This is a genomic window from Brevibacterium sp. Marseille-P9724 (assembly GCF_902500275.1).
GTDB lineage: Bacteria > Actinomycetota > Actinomycetes > Actinomycetales > Brevibacteriaceae > Brevibacterium.
In genome coordinates this window covers 338,527-359,655 of sequence record NZ_LR722991.1, presented here as the reverse complement: position 1 = coordinate 359,655, position 21,129 = coordinate 338,527, and the positions used below count along the sequence as shown (strand labels likewise).

Genomic DNA, 21,129 nt, shown 5'->3' with positions numbered 1-21,129 from the left:
CTTGCAGTGAAGCTAAAACTGCGTGAACGGGGTGGCGGTGGAGCTGCGCCCTGTGGGCCGTTTTCACCCTGGGCTGCCTGCGCAGTCGCGTCGGGCCGTTCGCACGCTGTAATGCAGATGCACGCGCTAATGCGCCGCATTAAAGCGTGGATCTGCATTAGCAAGTGGAGTCGAGCCTGCTGACTGAGTTGTACGCGGCGGCCGCGTCAATTTCCTCGGCTGAGAACTCCGAGGCTTCGAGGTCGTATTCGCGCGCATACTCCGCCGTGAACGCCCGTTCGACGGCGTCGACAGTGACATCCGGGTGGACTTCGCTGATTGCTCCGCCGGTGGCTGGGTCCCAGTCAACCCCGAGAGCCGCTTCGACTTCTGTCAGCACGGATCGGATGGGTGCCGGGTCGGTGATGACCACCGACGATGAGAACAGCCACCCTGTCTTCGTCACCCGCTGCGCCGTGCCGATCGCCTTGATCTTTCCTGCGACGTTGACGCTGTGCTCGCCCGGGCAGTATTCGCCGGGGATTTCCCCGAGCCTCGCATCGATCCCCACCGACCGGAGGGCTCGCACGTACATGTCGCCGAACGAGGTGAAGCGCGCCTTTGTGCCCGTGAACATCTGGTCTGCGGGCTCCACGTGGTCGATGACGAGACTGCCGTGATGGTAGGCGGCCACACGTCCGCCGAGCGTGCGCAGCAGGGGAGTGAACCCGGCTGTGCGCGCCTTTCCCACCGCTTCGTCGAACCCGGTGAGGAACCTGTCTCGCCCGCCGAACACAACGGTCGGCTCGGGCCGGTAGATGCGCAGCGCGCCGGGCCTGCGGCCTTCGCGCACCGAATCAAGAAGCACCCGGGCTAAAGAGAGCGCTGTCAGCGGATCGTCGTGACCGCGGGGCAGGAAATGGAGTGTCGGCACGGAAACACTGTAGCGGGCCGGGACGTGTCTGTTCAGCGTCATGTCAGGGGGTCAACGTAGGCTGGGAGTGTCAGGAGACAGGAGGTCAGCATATGAGCAGTGACAAGAGGCTTTCGGCCGACCAGCCTTTCGGCGGTCCGAACACAGACACCTCTGAGCGTATGGCGGTCATCAGTCCGCAGCGCGGTGTCATCGGGCACGCCGTTCTCGAAGCCGCAACGTGGCTGGCCGTGATGTCCTCGGTTCTGCTGACATACTCCCTGGCCGGTGTCGTGGGCTTTGGGGCTTCTGCCCGCGGCGGTGCGCTCGCCGCCGTTGTGCAGCGCGAAGCTGACGGCGATTTCAACCGGAACTTCGCCAACCCTGCCTACTTGGCGGCCATCGTGCTTTTGAGCATCGGCAGCTTTCTGCCGCTTAAGCGCGTCCGCGCAATGGACGTTTCGCAGCGTACTCTGATTCTGACCATCACGTCCGTGTTGACGGGCGTGGTCCTCATTGTGTTCGGCGTGTATTCGACGGTGTGGATGGGTGCGATCGCCGCGCTTTTCCTCGGCGCGCTCATTTCCCTGCAGGTCATTCACACCCCCGAACTTCACACCAAACCCTGGCGGGCCGGCACGGTTGCCGCAGGAATCTTCTTCTTCATCGGCGCAGTCGCGCAGATTCGAGCCGGCATCGGTGCCGGAATGCTCGCCGTTCCCTGGACTGTTTTCACTTCAGGCATTGTCATCATCTTGGTCGGTGTTCTCATTATCGTCTCGCCGCTGCAGCGCTCCCGGATTCCCTCAACCGGGGCATTTCCGCTCACGCGCGCTCTGCGGCAGGCCCGTGCACACGTAGACGTGGGCGCTCCGTGGCCGGTGTACGCTCTGTTCGGCGTAATCGGCTCGATTTTCGTAGTGATTGTGCCCACTGCTTCTGACGAATCGTTCGGCATTATGAGCCTGGGGCTCATGGTGTGCGCCGTGCTGATCGGCTGGGCTGCCGGCTACGAAGCGGGGCCGACATTTGCTCCCGGCATGACCCGACCCAGACTCACCGCCTTTTCGCTGATCGGCGCGGGCATACTCGCCATCTTCGGCGGCATGGTCCACGAAGTTTCGGGCACTGCTCTGCTGTTCGGGGCAGCGGCGTTCGCTGTCGGCGTGGGCGTGCGGGCGCAGGACTACCAGATCTCGCGGCGCATCGGATTGGGAATCGGCGCTATCATCACTCTGCTCATCCTCAGCCTGGATGCGCGCTTCACGGTGGTGTTGAGCGAAGCATCAACGTGGAAGATCACCGGTTCGGCAGTTGCCGTGTCCAGTGTGGGTCTGCTCGCCGCCGGCGGCGGAATTGCCGCTCTGTTCCTGTTCTCACCCACGGGCATTCACGGCATCGGCGTCGACATCGTCCACGCGTTTCGCTCCCGGACAACAGGGGACGCCGATCCCGCACAGCCTGCCGCCGCCGACGATTCCGACGCGCCAACGCAGGTCCACGCTCCGGCTGGGAGCCTGGCAGAACAGAGCTCGCAGGGGCAGGCGTCACCCGGTGAAGGTCTGCGCACTCCCTCCCCGCGGACCGCGCAGCGCGGTTTCTTCATTGCCGTCGAAGGCCCTGACGGATCGGGCAAATCAACCCAGATCAAGTTCATCGGCAAATATTTGGCCGACCGGGGGCTGCACAATGTCGAACTGACTCGCGAACCCGGTGGAACCGACAAAGGTCAGCAGATCCGCGCCGCAATCCTTGACGGTCAGGGAGTCATGCCGAAGTCGGAGGCTCTGCTGTACGCCGCTGACAGGGCTCACCACGTAGCATCGCTGGTCGACCCCACCCTGCGGTCCGGCGGAGTTGTGGTCACTGACCGCTACATCGACTCATCGCTTGCCTACCAGGCCGCGGGTCGCGAACTTGCAGAAGAAGACGTCTTCGCACTGTCGGCGTGGGGAACTGATGGGCTCATGCCCAACCTCACACTGCTGTTGGACATTTCCCCGGAAGCCTCCGCCGCACGCACATCACAACGCGGCGATGAAAACCACCTTGATAAACAGTCAGCGCAGTTCCGCGGGCGTGTGCGCGAACGCTTCCTCGCTTTGGCCAGGGAAGACCCGCACCGGTACGTCGTCATCAACGCCGATCAGCCCGTCCAGAAAGTCTCGGAGGACATTGCGGCTGCTCTTGACCGGGCACTTGACGCTGCAAGCCTGGGGCACAGTCCGAAGCCGGCGGATGCTGCGTCCGGTCCGTCGCGGCGCTCTGCGGCGGATCTGCTGACCTCAGATGACCCCGATGCCACACAGGCCATGCCGTTTGACGATGAATTCGCGCAGGCCGAAGAGGAACAAAAGCTCGCCCAGAGCGGCCAGCAGTATGTTGAAGCGCACCACAACGGCGAAAGCTCCCAGGACGATGGCGACGAAGCCGCGCCGGCGACGGTCGTTTTGCCGCCTCAGCCGACTCCGGTGCCGGAAGCAGACGCGATTCTTCCGGACACACCCGCCGTAAGTCCTGAGGCAGACGCCGCAACCAGAATCCTGCCGTCCCAACCGCAGCAGAGCGCTGACAAGCTGCGGAGGCAGACCGAACTCGAACGTCAGGCGCGTGAACGGCTGCGCCAAGCCCGCAGGGGGCGCCGTTGAGCGTGTGGAACGACCTCGTAGGCCAAGAGGCCGCAATCGGCGAACTCGCCGCCGCTGCCGCAGGCCAGGGGATGACACACGCGTGGCTCATCACGGGCCCACCCGGTTCAGGTCGGTCCAACGCCGCCCGGGCTTTCGCCGCTGCGCTGCTGACTGAAGACCACGGCGAAAGCCTCAGTCCCGCAGCTCAGCGAGCACTGGCATGCACGCACGAATCAATGACAATGCTGCGCACGCAGAAGTCCGTCATCTCCATTGACGAAGTGCGGCAGCTGGTCAGCACCTCCCAAAGTTCCCCGGTCAACGCTGATTGGCGCGTCATCATCATCGAAGACGCCGACCGCATGGCCGAGCGCACGTCCAACGTGCTGCTCAAAGCCATCGAAGAACCACCGCCTTCCACAGTGTGGATCCTCTGCGCACCCAGCCCCGAAGACGTTCTCACCACCATCCGGTCGCGCTGTCGGACCGTCGGTTTGAGAATCCCGCCGACCGAAGCCGTCGCACAGCTGCTGGTCAACCGCGACGGCGTCGACCCCGAACGTGCTCGGTGGGCTGCGGCTGCCGCGCAAAACCACATTGGGCGAGCTAAACACCTGGCATTGGACGACGATGCCGCCCAGGCCCGCCGCAGAATCCTCGAAATCCCGCGTCGGCTCACATCCGTCGGAGCGACAGTGCGGCTGGCAGGTCGAACGGTCGAAGCGGCATCCGAACGCGCAGAAGAGCGCACAAAAGCCCGCTCGGAAAAAGAGCGCGCCGAACTGCTCGAAACCCTCGGCGTTGAACCCGGCAAAGCAGTTCCACCAGCCCTGCGGCCGCAGGTCAAGAAGCTGGAAGAAGAACAGAAGCGCCGAGCAGTGCGGGCGCGGGCAGATGAACTTGATTCGATCATGCTGGAACTTCTTTCGCTGTATCGCGACGTCCTGCTGACCCAGCTGGGCAGCGGCGACACACTCATCAACATCAGCGAAGCCGAACTCATCCGCGAAATCGCAGAACAAGACGACGCAACGACAACACTCAAACGCATTGATGTTCTGGAACTCGCCCGCGAACGCCTGCAGACCAACACCGCACCCCTGCTGATTGTCGAAGCGGCGTTCATCGGGCTGGCTAACCCCTGGCTTGAAAATCACACGGTGCGCTGAGTCGGTGCGCTGAACCGGTGCACTGCAGCTCACCTCAGTGAACGTGCGGCCTCCACAAGCCTACGCAGTCCCGTGTGCAGTTCGTCCTCCGGTCCGCCGAAACCCACAACGACCCCGTCAGGCAGCCTCGCATAGTCGCCACCGCCGTCAGTCAGGCCGCCAGCCCAATACTCCGACAGCGGCTGGACGCGAACCCCGTGCGCCTCGGCTGCGGCAACCAGTTCAGCCTCTGGCAGGTCCATGGTGACAACGGCAGCGAGACCACCGGGCACCTCGTCAACATGAAACCCGGGAACACGCCCCAGTAAGGTCCGCACAACATCCAGCTTGATCCGATGCTGGGCGCGCACAGCAGCCGCGTGGCGCTCCAAACCGCCAGATTCGATCAGCTTCACGGCTGCCCGCTGTGGAATCCGCCCCACCGGTGCACCCAGCTGTGCGCGCAGAACCGCAATGTCGTCAATCCACTCCGCCGGGACGTGCAGGTGCCCCAGAGCAATGCCGGGACTTATGAGAGAAGCCAGTGATGACAGCATCACAACCGGCGTCCGCCCGGCAACAGCAAGTCCTGCCAGAGTCGGCAAGGGTGCCGCATCCCATCGGAATTCGGCGGTGTGATCATCCTCGATCACAGCAAAACCATCCCCTTCGGCTGCGGCCAATACCGCCAGACGCCTGGCCAGCGGCAGCGAACCGCCCAGCGGATACTGGTGCGACGGCGTCACAATGAGCGCATCCAAACCGGCAGGAATCCGTTCGGGAACCAGTCCGTGATCGTCAACGGCCACAGGAATCAGCTGGTGTCTCAAAGCCTCGACAGCCCGCCTCAGGCCCGGGTAGCCGGGGGACTCAATGCCGATGCTCAGCACCGGACGCCCAGCCGACCCCGCTGACCCGGTCGCTTTGTCATCTCGCCTCATCCGCCGCTGCAGACAGTCCAGAACCAGCCGGAGACCGTCGCGGGCGCCTGCGGTGACGACCACGCGCTCGGCTGAGGCGTGCATACCGCGTACCCGCCGAAGCCTGTCGGCAAACGCGGTTCGCAGCTCGCCAAGGCCCAGCGGTTCAGCGGTCCCTGCCCGAAAGTCGTCTTCGGCAGCGCTCGCGGCCGACCGCCACGCCGCCCGCCACATGGGCGACACGATCCCGGAGCCGTCCACGCGCGACGGCAGGAGGCTGATTGACCTGGCGGAGCCCGCCTTCGCGCGACTTGTCACGTTCGCCTTGGTCTCGCTGACCGTGTTGCTTCCGTGCATTCCGGTGCCCAGCTCCCGAGGTGCCTGCCCGCGTACGCCGGAACCGCCCGCGGTGCGCGGCTCATCTGGGGCCATTGGGCGGGGGACTGCTGCGAGGTCGGGGCTGACAATCGTGCCGGACCCTTCGGTGGACACAATGCAACCTTCTGCTGTCAGCTGGTCGTAGGCGGCGACGACCGTGCCGCGTGAAACTCCTGCCAGGTGGGCGAGGCTGCGGGTTGAAGGCAGTTCAGCACCGGGGGCAAGAGTTCCGGTTTCAATGAGGGTGCGCAGCTGTCCGGCAATCTGCACGGGAAGCGACGCGCTTGCCGCACGGTCGACAGACACAGGCAGAGTCACGGGGCGAGGGGTGCGGGCCATGCTCAGACAGTAGCCGACCATCAGCTAAGTGGTCTATCTGTTTCAGGCTGAACTGGACCTCGCTTTGCACCGCTTTGCGGGCCACGATGGGCAAAGTCACATCACAGGGCCGCCGCAGCCGCGCCAGCTGCACCAACTGCGACGGCCGAAGACCGAAAGGAACCCCATGACAGCACCCGGACATCAGACCGCCGTACAGTCGAGCATGGTCAAGCGAGGACTGGCCGAACAGTTCAAGGGCGGCGTCATCATGGACGTTGTCACGGCCGAACAGGCCCGCATAGCCGCAGATGCGGGAGCTCGCGCGGTCATGGCTTTGGAGCGCGTGCCCGCCGATATCCGCGCGCAGGGCGGTGTTGCCCGCATGTCCGACCCGGACCTCATCGACTCGATCATCGAGGCCGTTGACGTTCCCGTCATGGCCAAAGCCCGCATCGGCCATCAGGTCGAAGCACAGGTCCTGCAGTCGCTTGGCGTGGACTTCGTGGACGAATCTGAAGTTCTCAGCCCAGCCGACTACGTCCACCACATCGACAAGCACGCCTTCGAGGTTCCGTTTGTCTGCGGTGCGACCAACCTGGGCGAGGCCCTGCGCCGCATCAACGAGGGCGCTGCCATGATCCGCTCGAAGGGTGAGGCGGGTACCGGCGACGTTTCGGAGGCCACTAAGCACATCCGCACGCTCAATCGCGAAATCAGCGAAATCGCTTCCCTGTACGAAAACGCGCCGGACGAACTCTACGTCCGAGCCAAGGAACTCCAAGCCCCGTATGAACTCGTCGTTGAAACCGCGCGCGAGCGTCGCCTGCCGGTGCCTTTGCTGGTCGCCGGTGGTGTTGCCACCCCGGCCGATGCCGCGTTCATGATGCAGCTGGGTGCTGACGGCGTGTTTGTGGGCTCGGGCATTTTCAAGTCCGGCAATCCCGAAGCCCGCGCCAAGGCGATTGTCACCGCGGTGAAGAACTACAGCGATCCGGCCGTCATCGCAGACGCTTCCCGGGGCCTGGGCAAGGCGATGGTCGGCATCAACGTCGCTGACCTCCCGGCGCCTCACCGGCTGGCTGAACGCGGTTGGTGAACCAGCCGGCGGCTGCCAGATCAGCCGGGGTCACTCCAAGCCGACGGTCAGCAGGTGTTCGAGCATTCCGGCGGTCAGCGTGGTGCGCGGGCCGATCCAGTCGATGAGCGCGTGCTCGTCGTCAGCGTGCGAACCTCCGCCGACGGTGCCGAGGCCGTCGACCGTGGGAACGCCGATGCCCGCGGTGAAGTTGCCGTCGGAACCTCCGCCGACCGAAATCGGCCGCACTTCCGGCAGGCCCTGACTATCGGCAATGTGCTGCGCCAGTTCGATCAGCGGTCGGCTGGAGCGCTCTTCCATGGGCGGGCGGTTGATGCCGCCGGTCAGTTCGATCTGCGCGCCGGGCAGATGCGGGTTGAGCGCGTGCAGTGCCGAGTCGACTCGCAGCTGTTCGGCTACCGTGAGTGCGCGCGAATCAATGTCGAGCTGTGCTTCGGCGGGGACGGTGTTGGTGGTGGTGCCGGATCGCAGAGCTGTGGGGACGACGGTCGTTCCGACTTCGGGGGAGTTCAGCTGTTCTACACCGAGGATCTGGTGGGCGACCTCAATCGTGGCGTTGATGCCTCGCTCAGGTTCCACACCGGCGTGGGCAGCCCGACCGGTGACGTTGAGGCCGTAGAGTGCAACGCCTTTGCGGGCAGCTTTGAGCTCACCGTCGGGCCCGCCGGATTCGAATACCAGAGCGGCCGATGCTCCGTGGGCTTCCGTTTCGATCAGGTGGCGGGACGATGGTGAGCCGAGCTCCTCATCGCCGTTGATGAAGATTGACAGCCCGTCGAGTGAGCCGAGTTTCTTCTGCACTCGGGCGGCGGCGTACAGGGCGATGAGGTTCCCGCCCTTCATGTCGTCCGTTCCGGGGCCGGTGATGACGCCCTTGTTGACGGCGAAGGGCATGGTGTCGATCGTGCCCATGGGCCACACGGTGTCGTGGTGGCCGATCATGATGACCTTCCGCGGCTGCGTGCCGAACCGCCACAGAAGGTGCGGAGTGTCTGCCGCGGTGATGATCCGGGGTGCCGTTCCGAGCAGCTCTTTGCCGACGGCGGCGTGTACGCGGGCGGACTGAGACAGCGCGTAATGGTCCATCGACGGGGATTCGCATTCCACGAGTGTGCGGAAGTGTCGGATGAATCGGTCGAGTTCCGTGCTGTCCACTGTTGATATCCCTATTCCTAGCTGTTGTGTGCTGTCGGTCGGTATGTGCGTGCCGACTGTTGCGCGGCGGTGGGCAAGCCACCCTGTCACCTTACTGGGTGCGGACTCAGCCGGTGCGATCGTTTTGCTCTTGTCTTGACGTTCGAGTATTCTTTTCCGAGTTGCCGCCTTAGCTCAGTCGGCAGAGCGATTCACTCGTAATGAATAGGTCGCCGGTTCGATTCCGGCAGGCGGCTCGGCGTAAGAATCTCCCCTTCCAGTCTGGAAGGGGAGATTCTTCTTTGTCTTACGAGGTGCCGCGCAGCTTTCCTGCCACGCCACCGAGGTGCCGGTTGGGAAAGGTGGGCGGCGCCTCGCGCGTGTTCAGGGTGTGTGGTCCGGGTTACAGTAGGGTGCAGGAGAAGGCAGAGCGTTTATCGGGAGTGGCACGTGAAGATCAGCGGAGACGTCGTCGTCGGAATCGACGGTTCTGGTTCGAGTCGCAAAGCGGCGCAGTTCGCCGTGGACAATTTCGCGCAGGACGCTCCCGTTGACCTTGTCACCGTCATCAAAACAGAACGGCCGGCAGGCGATTACGAACACAACCTGCCCGGCACTTTCACGACTGTTGGAACGCCTGAGGACCGTGAAAAGGGTCAGGCGGCAATCGAGCGGGTCATGTCGAAGCTCGTGGTTCCCGAAGGCGCCCAGGTGAAATCGCGTGTGCTGTTCGGTGATCCTGCCGAAGAGCTCGACAAGTGCGGCATGGATGCCGGGCTGTTGGTCATCGGCCATCACGGTTCGGATCAGCCTGTTGCAGGCCGGATCGGCACTGTCAGTCGCGGGCTGCCGGGGCATGCGCTGTGTCCGGTTGTCATCCACCGGCCGATTGACGATTCCGAGGGCAGTGAAGACGCCCGTGATGAACGTCCGGTTGTCGTCGGCATGGACACCTCGGAGTATTCCGCGGTCGCAGCACTCGATGCGGCGGCTTTTGCGCAGCGGGCGGGTGTGCCCCTGCACGTGGTTGTAGCCACCGGGACCCTGGACAACTCTGAGCGGGCGAATTCGCAGGTGGACTTCGATCTCACGTGGCTGCGCTCGGAGTTCCGCGATCTCAAGGCGTCCGCGAAGTTCGTTGAATCGTCCAACCCGGTGCAGGCGCTGGCCGAGGCGTCGGCTGACGCGCAGCTGCTATGCATCGGCAAGCGTGGGGTGAACCTGTTCCACGGTATGGCGGTCCAGCTGGGTCGAGCCGCTGCGGGGCTTGTGACCGAAGCGCGGAGTTCGCTTCTGCTGTCGACATTCCGCGACGACCCGCGTTTGGCAAGCCGCCGCATCATCAACTGAACTCCGTCCACTGCCTCTTTCCTGGGGCGAGAACCCAGGATGGGCATCGCGAGAACCCAAAGCGGGAATAGAACCCTGCCCTTCTCTGTTCTTCGATGACGAAACCGCCATCGTTCGATGCGCGCGTGTTGACACGCCCGACAGCGGTGGCGCATGATTGCAGCAGCTGTTCCCGTGGGACAACTGCATCTGAGCCCGAAGATCAAGGAGAGAACATGGCTGCCAAGCGCAATGTGCTGTTCTCCCGCCGGGCTGTTGACTTTATGTACATCTGCACGTCTTCGTGTTGATTGGGGCGCCCGCCGTCCAGGCGGACTCGGTTCCCAGAAAATTCCCTCCGCTCACCGAGCCAGCACGGCTGTTGTCCGGCCTGCGCCGCGTGTAGTCGCGCGCTGAGCGCTGCTCGGTTCAGCCAATGGCGCTGCGGCAAAGCCGCCGCGCTTGATTCGGTGCGGTTGAGAGGGCAAACACGAAAGGCTTGCTATGCCACTGACCGGTCTTGTGATCGGCGGCGTCCTCGGCTTTATCCTGCAGCGTGGACGCTACTGCACCACGGGTGCATTCCGTGACGTTTTCTTCGCACGAAAAACACGCTGGTTCTCTTCATTCATTCTGCTTATCGCCGTGCACGCCGTCGGCCTGTGGGCGCTGGTGTCCCTCGGCGTGATTCACCTGGACTCCAAGGGGTTCCCGTGGGCGGCAACCATCATCGGCGCCTTCATCTTCGGAGCGTCTATGGTCGTCGCCGGGGGCTGCGCCACCGGCACGTACTACCGCGCCGGTGAAGGGCTCGTCGGTTCATGGTTTGCACTCGGCATGTACGCGCTGACCGCCTCGATCATGAAGCACGGCCCGCTCAGCGGCTTCACTGAAAGCATGCGCGATATCGAAATCTCGCAGGGCGCGATCTACGAAACGCTGCACGTGTCCCCGTGGGTGCTGACCATCATCCTGGCTGCTGTGGCCGCCTGGCTGACGATCCACCACAACGGAGGCCGCGCCAAGGTTGCGACCCTTCCTCCCCGCTACAGCGGGGTGAAGCACCTGCTGCTTGAAAAGCGCTGGAACCCGTTTGCCACAGCAGCCGTCATCGGCGTCATCGCCACCATCGGCTGGGTGCTCTCAGCTGCTGCCGGTCGCAACAGCGGGCTGGGTGTGACGACTCCGTCGGCGAACCTGGTCACCTACCTGGCTTCTGGCGATGTCGAACTCGTCGACTGGGGCGTCTACTTCACCGTGTCGCTCATCATAGGTTCGTTCATTGCGGCCAAAGCCTCCGGCGAGTTCCGTCTGCGCGTTCCTGACGCAACCACAGTGGTCAAGTCAATCCTCGGCGGTATCGGCATGGGCTTCGGCGCTGCCTTGGCGGGAGGATGCACTGTCGGCAACGGGATGGTCCAGACCGCCATGATGACCTGGCAGGGCTGGGTTTCGCTCGCATTCATGGTGATCGGAGCGGGAGTCGCCGCCAAGCTCACAATCGGCGGCGGCACTTCGCAGGAAGCCGCATCTGAAAAGAAAGCGCCCGTTCGCGCCTAAGACCCCCGCCGTCTTTGAACCACCCCTCGTGCCCGAACACTTCGGCACGGAATCCGGCGCTTGGGGCGCGGCCCTGCGCCCCAAGCGCGTCCTATCAAGGAGAAGATGAATATGCAGCACGTACTCGAAACCGTCGGCCAGGTCTGCCCGTTCCCGCTGGTCGAAGCGAAGAAGGCCATGGAGACTCTGCCTGTCGGCGATGAGCTCAAAATCGACTTTGACTGCACCCAGGCGACGGAGGCGATCCCGGAATGGGCTGCCGAAAACGGCTACCCAGTGACGCACTTTGACCGTGTTGGCGATGCGAGCTGGACGATCACAGTCCAGAAAGCGTGACGGCAGGGGAGTGCGCGTCACCCCGGCGGCCCGCCGCTGTCTGAAGCCTCAGCCCAGGCCGAGGGCGGCGTGAGCGGCTTTGCGCAGATGCCGCTCAATGACGTTTGATTCGAGCCGGCGCACCACGTAGGGCGTCGAATTGAGCATCCCGATGACAGCCTGCACGAGCACGCGCGCCCCGGCCCCTTTAAGGTCGGGGCGCACCTGCACGAGCACGTCTTCCCAGCCGGTCATGTATTCCCGTTGCAGGCGGCGCACCCGTTTGCGGTCGCTCTCCCGCAGAGCCTCGAAATCGCGGTCCTGAATGCGAATGAGCTCGGGTTCGTTGACGGCGAACTCCACGTGAAAGGCAAGAAGCTCTTCCATCGCTGAACGCGGGCTGGCCCCCACTGCCGAGGCGCCCTCACCCGACGCTACGCCCTTACCGGGGTGGGGGTCGGCGTGGGGGCGCTTTGCTGTGCCGTCTGCTTTGTCTGCGCTCTGACCGCTGTGGGTGTTGACGATAGCGCTCATGCCGGTGTGCAGGTGTTTGGATATGCCCACGAGGAGTTCGGCCAGTAGGGCCTCTTTGGATTCGAAATGCCTGTACACCGCTGGGCCCGAGATCCCGGCACCGGCGCCGATGTCGTCAATGCTGACCGCGCGGAACCCCTGACGGGCAAACAGCTTTTTGGCGGAGTCGAGGATCTGCTGGCGCCTGCGCTCTTTTTCGGCTTGGCGCCGCGTGGGCTGGGGAGCGTCACTGCCTGTCATGGGCCCTCCTTCACTGTGCCGCTTTTGGCTTTGCCGGTCCGTGCTTGTGTCTGGCGACACATCGACATACTATACTTTCAGTTAGTGGCAATTCACTGAAATCGGCAGGGCTTGGTCTTCAGAATTCAGTCTGCCGGCCCGGTGGTATCCAGTACGAAGGAGTTCGGATGAAGACACTAGGCACACCGCCTGATGCTGCGGTTGGCGCCGAACGCGCTGCGGCGCACCAAAAGCTCATCGACGAACTGCGTGAGCGCGTCGCCCAAACCGCCCTGGGCGGTTCCGAGCGTTCACGGCAGCGGCACATCGACCGAGGCAAACTGCTTCCGCGCGACAGGGTAGAGCAGCTTTTGGACCCCGGCACTCCGTTTCTGGAGCTTTCTCCCCTGGCTGCCAACGGCATGTACAACGACGACAGCCCGGGTGCTGGAATCATCACCGGCATAGGCGTTGTTGCCGGGCGCACCTGCGTCATTGTTGCCAATGACGCCACGGTCAAGGGCGGAACCTACTATCCGATGACCGTCAAGAAGCACCTGCGCGCCCAGGAAGTTGCGCGCGAAAACCAGCTTCCGTGCATTTACCTGGTGGATTCCGGCGGTGCCAATCTGCCGAATCAGGACGATGTCTTTCCTGACCGTGAGCACTTTGGCCGCATCTTCTACAATCAGGCCACACTGTCGGCCGCCGGTATTCCGCAGCTGGCGGCTGTCATGGGCTCGTGTACTGCCGGCGGTGCGTACGTTCCGGCAATGGCGGACGAATCGATCATCGTCAATGAACAGGGCACGATCTTCCTGGGCGGTCCGCCGCTGGTGAAGGCCGCAACCGGCGAAGTTGTTACGGCCGAGGAGCTTGGCGGCGGTGCTCTGCATTCGCGCACCTCGGGTGTCACCGATCACCTGGCGGCCAATGACGAACACGCCCTGGAGATTATGCGCGATGTCGTTTCAACGCTTCCGCCGCAGGAAAGCCTCACCCCGGCGTGGGCGCGCAAAGAGCCGCGCGAACCGCTGTTCAGCCCGGACGAACTCACGCAGGTGGTGCCCGCTGACCTCAAAACCCCCTATGACGTCCGCGAAGTCATCGCCCGCCTGGTCGACGGCAGCGAGTTCCACGAATTCAAAGCCGAGTACGGTACGACGCTCGTCACCGGCTTCGCCCACCTGGACGGACACCCCGTGGGAATCATCGCCAACAACGGCGTGCTGTTCGGTGAGTCCGCGCAGAAGGGCGCGCACTTCATCGAACTGTGTGACCAGCGCGACACCCCGCTGATCTTCCTGCAGAACATCACCGGCTTCATGGTTGGCCGCGACTACGAAGCAGGCGGTATTGCCAAGCACGGCGCGAAGATGGTCAACGCGGTCGCCACGGCCCGGGTGCCGAAGTTCACCGTGGTGATCGGCGGTTCCTACGGTGCTGGAAACTACTCGATGTGCGGGCGCGCCTACAGCCCGCGGTTTCTGTGGATGTGGCCGCACACCCGCATTTCCGTCATGGGCGGCGAACAGGCTGCCAGTGTGCTTTCAACCGTCAAGCGCGACCAGATTGAGGCACGCGGCGAAGAGTGGTCGGCAGAAGAAGAAGCCGAATTCAAAGCGCCTGTCCTTGAGCAGTACGAAACCCAGGGCGTGCCCTACTATTCGACGGCACGGCTGTGGGATGACGGCATCATCGAACCCGGTGACACCCGCCAGGTGCTCGCACTGGCTCTCGAAGCCGCCCGCTACGCCCCGCTTGCCCGCCCCAACAACGCGCCCGGCTACGGCGTGTTCAGGATGTGATCGCTGTGTTTTCAACAGTTCTCATTGCCAACCGCGGTGAAATCGCCCTGCGCGTTATGCGCACCTGCCGTGCACTGGGCATCAAAACGGTTGCCGTGTACTCCGATGCCGACGCCGAGGCGGCACACACCAAAGCCGCCGATGTTGCGGTCCGCTTGGGTCCCGCTGCCGCTGCGGAATCGTACTTGCGGATCGACAAGGTCATTCAGGCCGCGAAGGACACCGGTGCCGAGGCGATTCACCCCGGCTACGGCTTCCTGTCGGAAAATGCCGAGTTCGCTCAGGCATGTGAAGACGCGGGGATCGTGTTCCTCGGGCCCACCGCCGAAGCCATCCGCACGATGGGCGACAAGATCACGGCCAAGCAGGCCGTGGCTTCGCGCAATGTGCCGCTGGTACCCGGTGTGGCCGAAGCAGGCCTGAGCGATGAACAGCTCATTGAACGAGCTGACGAGGTGGGCTTCCCCATCCTCATCAAGCCTTCGGCCGGTGGCGGCGGCAAGGGCATGCACGCGGTGCACGACCCGAAGGACCTCAAGGACTCCCTTGCGGCAGCCCGCCGCGAAGCCGCGGCGAGCTTCGGCGACGACACGCTGTTCATTGAGCGCCTGGTGGCAACCCCGCGCCACGTTGAAGTGCAGATCCTCGCTGATGAGCACGGCAATGTCATTCACTTGGGCGAGCGCGAATGCTCCCTGCAGCGGCGCCACCAGAAGGTCATCGAAGAAGCCCCGTCGGCACTGCTGGACGAAGAGACGCGCGCGGCCATCGGCCAGGCGGCCTGCGACACGGCCCGCTCCGTGGGCTACCGCGGTGCCGGCACGGTCGAGTTCATTGTCTCGGCTGATAAGCCAGACGAGTTCTTCTTCATGGAGATGAACACCCGCCTGCAGGTGGAACACCCCGTAACAGAAGAAGTCACGGGTGTTGACCTGGTCGAGTGGATGCTGCGGATCGGCAACGGCGAAGAGCTGTCGCTGAAGCAGGAAGACATCACGCTCACCGGCCATTCGATCGAAGCGCGCGTCTACGCGGAAGACCCCTCCCGCGGCTTCCTGCCCACCGGCGGCACGGCACTCGACGTGCAGTTCCCCGAAGGTGAGGGCATCCGCATTGACGCCGGCCTTGAAGCCGGTCAGCGGATCGTGTCCGACTACGACCCGATGATCGCCAAGGTGATCGTCACCGCTGATGACCGCGAAACCGCGCTGTCACGCCTGGACTCTGCGCTCGCCCGTTCAGCCGTGCCCGGCATTACGACGAACATCGACTTCGTCCGCCGCCTGGTCCGCCGTGAAGACGTCATCGAAGGCAGACTCGACACGGGCCTGATCGACCGCATGACGGAAGATGAGCTCGCCCACGCAGCCGGGGACATCGACAAGCTGTTCGCCGCCGCGTTCGTGGTGAGCACAAGGGGAGCCGCGGGAACGCAGAAGCTCGGCGGCACCTCGTCAGGGGATCGCACAGAAGCGCCCAGCGCGTGGGCGCGCCCCAGCGGATGGCGCTCCAGCCGCCAGCCGGCGGTGAGCGTCAAACTGGCCCACGGTGGCGAAGTCGAAACCGTCGTGTGGCGCGGTGAAGAGCTCACCCGAGTCACAACGGAAGCCGGTGACACGGTTTACAAGCTCACGATCGACGGCGTGCAGCACACCGCCATGCTGTGGGCCGACCCGGACACCCGCATGATCTGGGTGGCCAGCGAACGAGGCGTCTACAGCTTTGCGCGCCCTGTCGCCGAATCTGAACTCGACCCGGGGGCTGCAGGGGCCGACATCTGCGCACCCATGCCGGGTTCGCTCACCCAGCTGCTGGTCGAAGACGGTGCTGAAGTTGCCGAAGGCGACCCGATCGCCGTTGTGGAGGCCATGAAGATGGAACACGTGCTGCGCGCACCCGCCGCCGGAACCGCTCACGTCAAAGCCGCTGTCGGCGCCCAGGTGGCACTGGACGAAGTGCTTGTCACGATCGTCGACGAAACAGCAGAAGACACCGACGGCTGACCCGCAGCCCGGCCGCTGACCGGGCAGCCAGCTGACACCTCGTCCCCTTTATTCAGACAGACCACAAAGCTAAGGAGAGCTCATGAGCTTCACCCCAGGAATGCTGCAGGAGGAATACGAAAGCCTCCGCAAGGCAGTTGCTGATTTCACCGACAACGAAGTCGCCCCCGTATCAGCCGAACTCGACCGCAAACACGAATTCCCGTACGAACTCGTGGCGAAGATGGGCAAGATGGGACTGTTCGGCCTGCCCTTCCCGGAAGAGTACGGCGGTATGGGCGGAGACTACTTCGCGCTGTGCCTGGCAATTGAGGAAATCGCACGCGAAAACCAGTCGCTGGCCATTACGCTCGAAGCCGCTGTTTCGCTTGGTGCCATGCCCATTTACCTGTTCGGCACGGAAGAGCAGAAGAAAGAGTGGCTGCCCAAGCTCACGGACGGTTCGGGCCTTGCTTCCTTTGGTCTGACGGAGCCGGAAGCCGGTTCGGACGCAGGCGGCACCCGCACGAAGGCCACCCTGGAAAACGGCGAATGGACGATCAACGGCTCGAAGTCGTTCATCACGAACTCCGGTACGGACATCACCCGCCTGGTCACCGCCACTGCCGTCACCGGCACCCGCGTGGGCAAGGACGGCAAGGAAAAGCCGGAGATCTCCACCATCATGATCCCGGCGGGCACACCCGGCTTCACGGCTGAGCCGCTGTACGATAAGGTCGGATGGAACTCCTCTGACACCCACCCGCTGACCTTTGACAACGTCAAGGTTCCCGAAGAGAACCTGCTGGGTGAGCGCGGCCGCGGCTACGCGAACTTCCTGCGCATTCTCGATGAGGGGCGCATTGCGGTTGCCGCCCTGTCCGTCGGTGCCGCGCAGGGCTGTGTTGACGCATCGGTCAAATACGCCCAGGAGCGCACCAGCTTCGGCAAGCCGATCGGCAGCTACCAGGCGATTTCCTTCAAGATCGCCCGCATGGAAGCGCGTGTTTCAGCAGCCCGCGCCGCCTACTACGAAGCAGCGTCGAAGATGCTTGCCGGTGAACCGTTCAAGAAGGAAGCCTCGATTGCCAAGCTCATTGCCGGTGAAGCAGCCATGGACAACGCACGTGACGCCACGCAGGTCCACGGCGGTTACGGCTTCATGAACGAATACCTGGTGGCCCGCCACTACCGCGACTCGAAGATCCTCGAAATCGGCGAGGGCACCACCGAAGTGCAGCTCATGCTCATTGCCCGCGCTCTCGGACTGTGAGCTGAGTCTGGGCTGTTGAGGTTGAGCTGACGAGGCTCGGCCGAGGGTGAGGCTAAGAACCGGCTGGTGCCGCAGGTGTGAGAACCTGCGGCACCAGCCGGTTGTTGTGGTTATCTTCAGGTGTTCTGTTCGCTGCCTGTGGGCTCTTTGTCCTTACAGTCCACCGGTTTTGAGCTCGTTGGCAATGTAGTCAGCTTGGCGCATTGCAAGAGCAACGATTGTCAAAGTCGGGTTTGCTGCCGCACCGGTTGTGAACAGTGAACCGTCAGAGACGAAAAGGTTCGGGATCTCATGCGAACGGCCGAAACCGTCTACCGGCCCGTCTTCGGGATTCGCTGCCATTCGACAGGTGCCCAGATTGTGCGTTGAGGGGTACGGCGGTGTTCTGTGGACGTCCAGCGCGCCGACTGAGCGGTAAAGGTCCTCGGCTTTGCCGTAGGCGTACTCCCGCATGGAGACGTCGTTTTCGTGGTCGTCGAAATGCACATTCGGCACGGGCAGGCCGTTGGTATCGGTTGCAGTGGAGCTGAGCGTTACACGGTTGGATTCTTGTGGCATGTCCTCACCGACAATCCACATGCCGGCCAGCTTGTCGTAGTTGTCTATCCATCGGGTGAAGTCCTCTCCCCAGTTTCCGGGGTCCAGGAAGCTCGCCAGGAACGCCGGTCCGAGTGAAATGGTCTCCATGTAATAGCCGCCGACAAAACCGCGAGAGGGGTCGTGAACAGATTCGTCGGCAATGATCCCCGCCATGGTTTCGCCGCGATACATGTTCACCGGTTTGTCGAACATTGCGTAGGCAGAGCCTGTCATGTGGCGCATGTAGTTGCAGCCGACCATGCCCGAGCTGTTAGCCAATCCATCCGGGAACGCCGATGTCGCGCTCATAAGCAGAAGACGGGGTGTTTCAATCGCGTTGCCCGCAACACAGACAACCCCAGCTGCCTGTCGGTGCATCTGTCCGTCTTTGTCGAGGTAGAGGACTGAATCGACTCGGCCAGAAGCATCGTGCGTGATCTGCACCGCAGTGCTTTCCGGTCGGAGATCCAAAAGCCCGGTCTCCAAAGCACGGGGTATTTCGCGCACCAGGATCGACCACTTCGACTTGTTCTTATCGCCCTGGAAATTGAACCCGTCCTAGATTGAGGCCGGACGGCCGTCGTAGGGCGTTGCGTTGGTTGCGTAGGGTCCGGTGGCGTAGTGCTTGTACCCGACCCGCTCGGCACCGGCTGCAAATACTTTGTAGTTGTTGTTGGCCGGAAGGGGCGGACGTCCGTGGCGATGCGTTGATCCCATCGCCAGCTCAGCACGGTCGTAGTAGGGAGCCAGATCCTCTAGGGTGATTGGCCAGTCAAGCAGATTTGCTCCGGGCACGTCACCGTATGTGGTGGCGGCCTTGAATTCATGGGCCTTGAACCGGGGCGTAGCTCCAGACCAGTGTGTTGTCGTACCGCCGACGGCTTTCACAATCCAAGCCGGCAGGTTGGGGAAGTCACGCGCAATCCGCCAGCTGCCCGATGTTGTACGAGGATCCAGCCAAGCCATCTGGTTGAAGGCTTCCCATTCGAGGTTTACGTAGTCTTCGTTCTGCAGATAGGGGCCGGCTTCAAGCAGCACGACGGGTATGCCCTGCTGGGTCAGCTCATAGGCCAGGGTTCCGCCTCCTGCGCCGGAACCGATAATGACGACTGCGCGGTCATCATTGAACTCAACCATCACGACACTCCTTCCTTGTGCCCGGGCCCGAAGTCCGGCAGCGGTTCCTCTGATTCTTCGATTCGCGGTTCTGGAAGCCAGTCGAGGTCGTTGAAGCCCCGATCGATGTAGCCGCCCTTATCGAATGAGGGGCCCTCGTAGCCAACGCTTGACCAGACTTCTTCGTCTTCATACATGGTCAGAATCGTCATCCGGCGGATGAAGGAAAAGAACTCTGTCCGCTCCACCTTTTTCAGGGCTGCAACTGCGTCTTCGTAGGACAGCTCCGAGAATTTGCGATCGGCGCTCGCATCGATCGTCTCGACTCCTTGAATCAGCTTCATTCGGAACCACGGAGACTCGTCTGCCATGGTGATGAGCTGGTCGGCCATCCGCTCGTAGGGTCCGGGCGGAAAGTTCTTATGGGGAAAAGCCGTCGTGAGTATCTTGACTAAGACTCGTTTGGCCTCATCCGAGAACTCCATGGCGTTGAGAGTCCCGTATTTGGCGGGAAGCGGATTGCTGGGCATCGACATTTTGTACCTCCTTCTTCGTTGAAGTGGAACCGAGGCTAACGCCCTGAAAGCCATCCGGTAAGGAGCTGCTCTCAGCTACTGAGAAACATGCCTGAAGAAGTTCGGACCCAGGCGGTACATGCGGCCGATTCGTGAGGCAGCCGAACGAAGCACGTGCTCAACGCGGGTGCGCATGCCCTCGAATGCCGCGGTGGGGGCAGAGACGGCGATTGATCCAAGAAGGTCGCCGTTTCTGCTGAAGAACGGCACCGCGGCACAGGACACGCCCTCCTGAAACTCCTCGTGCTCCCAGGCAATTCGATCGCGCTCGATAGTCTTCAGCTCTGAGAGAAGAGCAGCGGCATCGGTGATTGTGCGGTCTGTCAGAGCGGGCATTCCCGACTCAGCGAGAACCTGTTTCCGAGAAGCTTCGTCTAATGACGCGAGGCCGAGCTTGCCGAACGCTGATGCGTGAGGGTTCTCTCTGAATCCGAACTGCATGGGAGCAAGCCGGGGTGCTGCGGGTGATTCGCTGACATGTGCGACCACGAACTCAATGCCGCGGTGGATTGCGAGGTAGGTGGCCATGCTGAGCCGAGTGTGAAGCTCGTTGAGCTCGCTGCGGATTTCTCTGCTCAACCCGAGGTCTGCGTGCAGACGGACGCCGAACTTATGGAGCCGGTAGCCCAGTGCGTATGTCTGCTCATTCTTCAAGTGCACCAGGAGTTCTTCGGCACACAGTTCGGCTAGGAGCCTGTAGGTGCTCGGCAGAGGAATCCCTGTCCCAGAGGACACGGCCTTGGCGTCCGAGCCTCCGTTCTCAGCTATGTACTCAATGATCGACAGGGCTCGCTTCAAAGTTCCGGCCCTGCGCGGTTTGGCCGTCGGATTGTCGCGTTGTCCTTCGCTCATTGCGTCAGTCTGGCATACCGTTTCTTAGGCCCTCAGATAGATCGTTCTCACTGACCGATAAGAGGGGGAGGACAGGCAGGTTGTTGGGTGCAACAGTGGTGCGGACAGTGATCAAACGAGCAGGAGGGTGCGATGTACTTCATCGTCGTCAAGTTCCCAGTCAAACCTGAAAGCGCCGAAGAATGGCCGGCGATTGTCGCGGAGTTCACGGAGGCCACGCGCCAAGAAGAAGGAAATCTGTGGTTCGAGTGGTCGTGCAGCCTTGCAGACCCAAATGAGTACGTGCTTGTTGAAGCCTTCACTGATGAGGGAGCGGAGCCGCATGTGACCAGTGAGCACTTTGCCAAGGGTCTTGAGGCTATGCGGCCGCACTTGTCGGCTACCCCGAAGATCGTGTCTCGCCAGGTTGATGGCGAAGGCTGGGACGAAATGGGCGAACTGAAGATTTGATGGCTCATGGACCGGAGG

At 62.8% G+C, this 21,129-nt stretch carries 16 protein-coding genes, 1 tRNA gene and 1 pseudogene; 11 read left to right on the top strand and 7 right to left on the bottom strand.

Annotated features, from left to right (window positions below; genetic code table 11):
- Positions 1 to 157: 157 nt before the first annotated feature.
- Positions 158 to 913 (bottom strand): biotin/lipoate A/B protein ligase family protein, encoded by a 756-nt coding sequence (locus tag GC119_RS04440; protein WP_070573477.1) that lies wholly within the window; start codon positions 911 to 913, stop codon positions 158 to 160.
- A gap of 92 nt (positions 914 to 1,005) precedes the next feature.
- Between GC119_RS04440 and tmk the strand changes: the two genes are divergently transcribed.
- Complete coding sequence (tmk, locus tag GC119_RS04435) at positions 1,006 to 3,540, top strand: dTMP kinase (protein WP_151952529.1); 2,535 nt, start codon at positions 1,006 to 1,008, stop codon at positions 3,538 to 3,540.
- On the top strand, positions 3,537 to 4,691 hold the full coding sequence (locus GC119_RS04430; RefSeq protein WP_151952528.1) for a DNA polymerase III subunit delta': 1,155 nt from the start codon (positions 3,537 to 3,539) through the stop codon (positions 4,689 to 4,691). The genes tmk and GC119_RS04430 overlap by 4 nt, the downstream gene beginning before the upstream one ends.
- Positions 4,692 to 4,720: 29 nt before the next feature.
- On the opposite strand, the gene GC119_RS04425 is transcribed toward GC119_RS04430, so the two are convergent.
- Entirely contained in the window at positions 4,721 to 6,307 is a 1,587-nt protein-coding gene (locus GC119_RS04425; protein WP_193215614.1) for a PLP-dependent aminotransferase family protein, read from the bottom strand.
- Between the two features lie 166 nt (positions 6,308 to 6,473).
- Between GC119_RS04425 and pdxS the strand changes: the two genes are divergently transcribed.
- Entirely contained in the window at positions 6,474 to 7,385 is a 912-nt protein-coding gene (pdxS, locus tag GC119_RS04420) for a pyridoxal 5'-phosphate synthase lyase subunit PdxS (protein WP_151952526.1), read from the top strand.
- Positions 7,386 to 7,415: 30 nt separating this feature from the next.
- Here pdxS and GC119_RS04415 read toward each other — a convergent pair whose 3' ends face one another.
- Positions 7,416 to 8,540, bottom strand: coding sequence for a M20 family metallopeptidase (locus GC119_RS04415; RefSeq protein WP_151952525.1), 1,125 nt, complete (start codon positions 8,538 to 8,540; stop codon positions 7,416 to 7,418).
- A 163-nt stretch (positions 8,541 to 8,703) separates the two neighbouring features.
- On the opposite strand from GC119_RS04415, the gene GC119_RS04410 reads away from it, so the two are divergent.
- The 4 genes from GC119_RS04410 to GC119_RS04395 all read left to right on the top strand — a co-directional run bounded on the left by GC119_RS04410 (position 8,704) and on the right by GC119_RS04395 (position 11,744).
- A tRNA-Thr gene (locus GC119_RS04410) sits at positions 8,704 to 8,776 on the top strand.
- 193 nt (positions 8,777 to 8,969) lie between these two features.
- The gene (locus GC119_RS04405; protein ID WP_070573191.1) at positions 8,970 to 9,869 is read left to right on the top strand and encodes a universal stress protein; all 900 of its coding nucleotides are present in this window, start codon (positions 8,970 to 8,972) and stop codon (positions 9,867 to 9,869) included.
- Positions 9,870 to 10,352: 483 nt separating this feature from the next.
- Complete coding sequence (locus GC119_RS04400) at positions 10,353 to 11,408, top strand: YeeE/YedE family protein (RefSeq protein WP_151952523.1); 1,056 nt, start codon at positions 10,353 to 10,355, stop codon at positions 11,406 to 11,408.
- Between the two features lie 111 nt (positions 11,409 to 11,519).
- On the top strand, positions 11,520 to 11,744 hold the full coding sequence (locus GC119_RS04395) for a sulfurtransferase TusA family protein (protein ID WP_151952522.1): 225 nt from the start codon (positions 11,520 to 11,522) through the stop codon (positions 11,742 to 11,744).
- A gap of 48 nt (positions 11,745 to 11,792) precedes the next feature.
- Here GC119_RS04395 and GC119_RS04390 read toward each other — a convergent pair whose 3' ends face one another.
- Positions 11,793 to 12,497, bottom strand: a complete 705-nt coding sequence (locus tag GC119_RS04390; RefSeq protein ID WP_151952521.1) for a TetR/AcrR family transcriptional regulator — start codon at positions 12,495 to 12,497, stop codon at positions 11,793 to 11,795.
- A gap of 167 nt (positions 12,498 to 12,664) precedes the next feature.
- Between GC119_RS04390 and GC119_RS04385 the strand changes: the two genes are divergently transcribed.
- The 3 genes from GC119_RS04385 (at position 12,665) to GC119_RS04375 (ending at position 17,539) form a co-directional block, all read left to right on the top strand.
- The gene (locus GC119_RS04385; protein WP_151952520.1) at positions 12,665 to 14,284 is read left to right on the top strand and encodes a carboxyl transferase domain-containing protein; all 1,620 of its coding nucleotides are present in this window, start codon (positions 12,665 to 12,667) and stop codon (positions 14,282 to 14,284) included.
- A 5-nt stretch (positions 14,285 to 14,289) separates the two neighbouring features.
- Complete coding sequence (locus GC119_RS04380) at positions 14,290 to 16,287, top strand: acetyl-CoA carboxylase biotin carboxylase subunit (RefSeq protein WP_151952519.1); 1,998 nt, start codon at positions 14,290 to 14,292, stop codon at positions 16,285 to 16,287.
- Positions 16,288 to 16,369: 82 nt separating this feature from the next.
- Positions 16,370 to 17,539: an acyl-CoA dehydrogenase family protein gene (locus GC119_RS04375; protein WP_151952518.1), complete on the top strand. Its 1,170-nt coding sequence runs from the start codon at positions 16,370 to 16,372 to the stop codon at positions 17,537 to 17,539.
- A 153-nt stretch (positions 17,540 to 17,692) separates the two neighbouring features.
- Here GC119_RS04375 and GC119_RS04370 read toward each other — a convergent pair.
- From GC119_RS04370 to GC119_RS04360, 3 genes and pseudogenes are all read right to left on the bottom strand, one after another.
- A pseudogene (locus GC119_RS04370) lies at positions 17,693 to 19,255 on the bottom strand (GMC family oxidoreductase).
- Positions 19,255 to 19,770, bottom strand: a complete 516-nt coding sequence (locus GC119_RS04365; protein WP_070573205.1) for a hypothetical protein — start codon at positions 19,768 to 19,770, stop codon at positions 19,255 to 19,257. The pseudogene GC119_RS04370 and the gene GC119_RS04365 overlap by 1 nt, the downstream one beginning before the upstream one ends.
- Before the next feature lie 75 nt (positions 19,771 to 19,845).
- The gene (locus GC119_RS04360) at positions 19,846 to 20,661 is read right to left on the bottom strand and encodes an IclR family transcriptional regulator (RefSeq protein ID WP_070573207.1); all 816 of its coding nucleotides are present in this window, start codon (positions 20,659 to 20,661) and stop codon (positions 19,846 to 19,848) included.
- 132 nt (positions 20,662 to 20,793) lie between these two features.
- On the opposite strand from GC119_RS04360, the gene GC119_RS04355 reads away from it, so the two are divergent.
- Entirely contained in the window at positions 20,794 to 21,111 is a 318-nt protein-coding gene (locus GC119_RS04355) for a putative quinol monooxygenase (protein WP_151952517.1), read from the top strand.
- Positions 21,112 to 21,129 lie beyond the last annotated feature (18 nt).

Excerpts from the sequence above, each read along its gene's own strand:
- tmk (WP_151952529.1), top strand. The coding sequence starts at position 1,006 with ATGAGCAGTGACAAGAGGCTTTCGGCCGACCAGCCTTTCGGCGGTCCG.
- GC119_RS04425 (WP_193215614.1), bottom strand. The coding sequence starts at position 6,307 with ATGGCCCGCACCCCTCGCCCCGTGACTCTGCCTGTGTCTGTCGACCGT.
- pdxS (WP_151952526.1), top strand. The coding sequence starts at position 6,474 with ATGACAGCACCCGGACATCAGACCGCCGTACAGTCGAGCATGGTCAAG.
- GC119_RS04400 (WP_151952523.1), top strand. The coding sequence starts at position 10,353 with ATGCCACTGACCGGTCTTGTGATCGGCGGCGTCCTCGGCTTTATCCTG.
- GC119_RS04395 (WP_151952522.1), top strand. The coding sequence starts at position 11,520 with ATGCAGCACGTACTCGAAACCGTCGGCCAGGTCTGCCCGTTCCCGCTG.
- GC119_RS04390 (WP_151952521.1), bottom strand. The coding sequence starts at position 12,497 with ATGACAGGCAGTGACGCTCCCCAGCCCACGCGGCGCCAAGCCGAAAAA.
- GC119_RS04385 (WP_151952520.1), top strand. The coding sequence starts at position 12,665 with ATGAAGACACTAGGCACACCGCCTGATGCTGCGGTTGGCGCCGAACGC.
- GC119_RS04375 (WP_151952518.1), top strand. The coding sequence starts at position 16,370 with ATGAGCTTCACCCCAGGAATGCTGCAGGAGGAATACGAAAGCCTCCGC.
- GC119_RS04365 (WP_070573205.1), bottom strand. The coding sequence starts at position 19,770 with ATGTCGATGCCCAGCAATCCGCTTCCCGCCAAATACGGGACTCTCAAC.
- GC119_RS04360 (WP_070573207.1), bottom strand. The coding sequence starts at position 20,661 with ATGAGCGAAGGACAACGCGACAATCCGACGGCCAAACCGCGCAGGGCC.
- GC119_RS04355 (WP_151952517.1), top strand. The coding sequence starts at position 20,794 with ATGTACTTCATCGTCGTCAAGTTCCCAGTCAAACCTGAAAGCGCCGAA.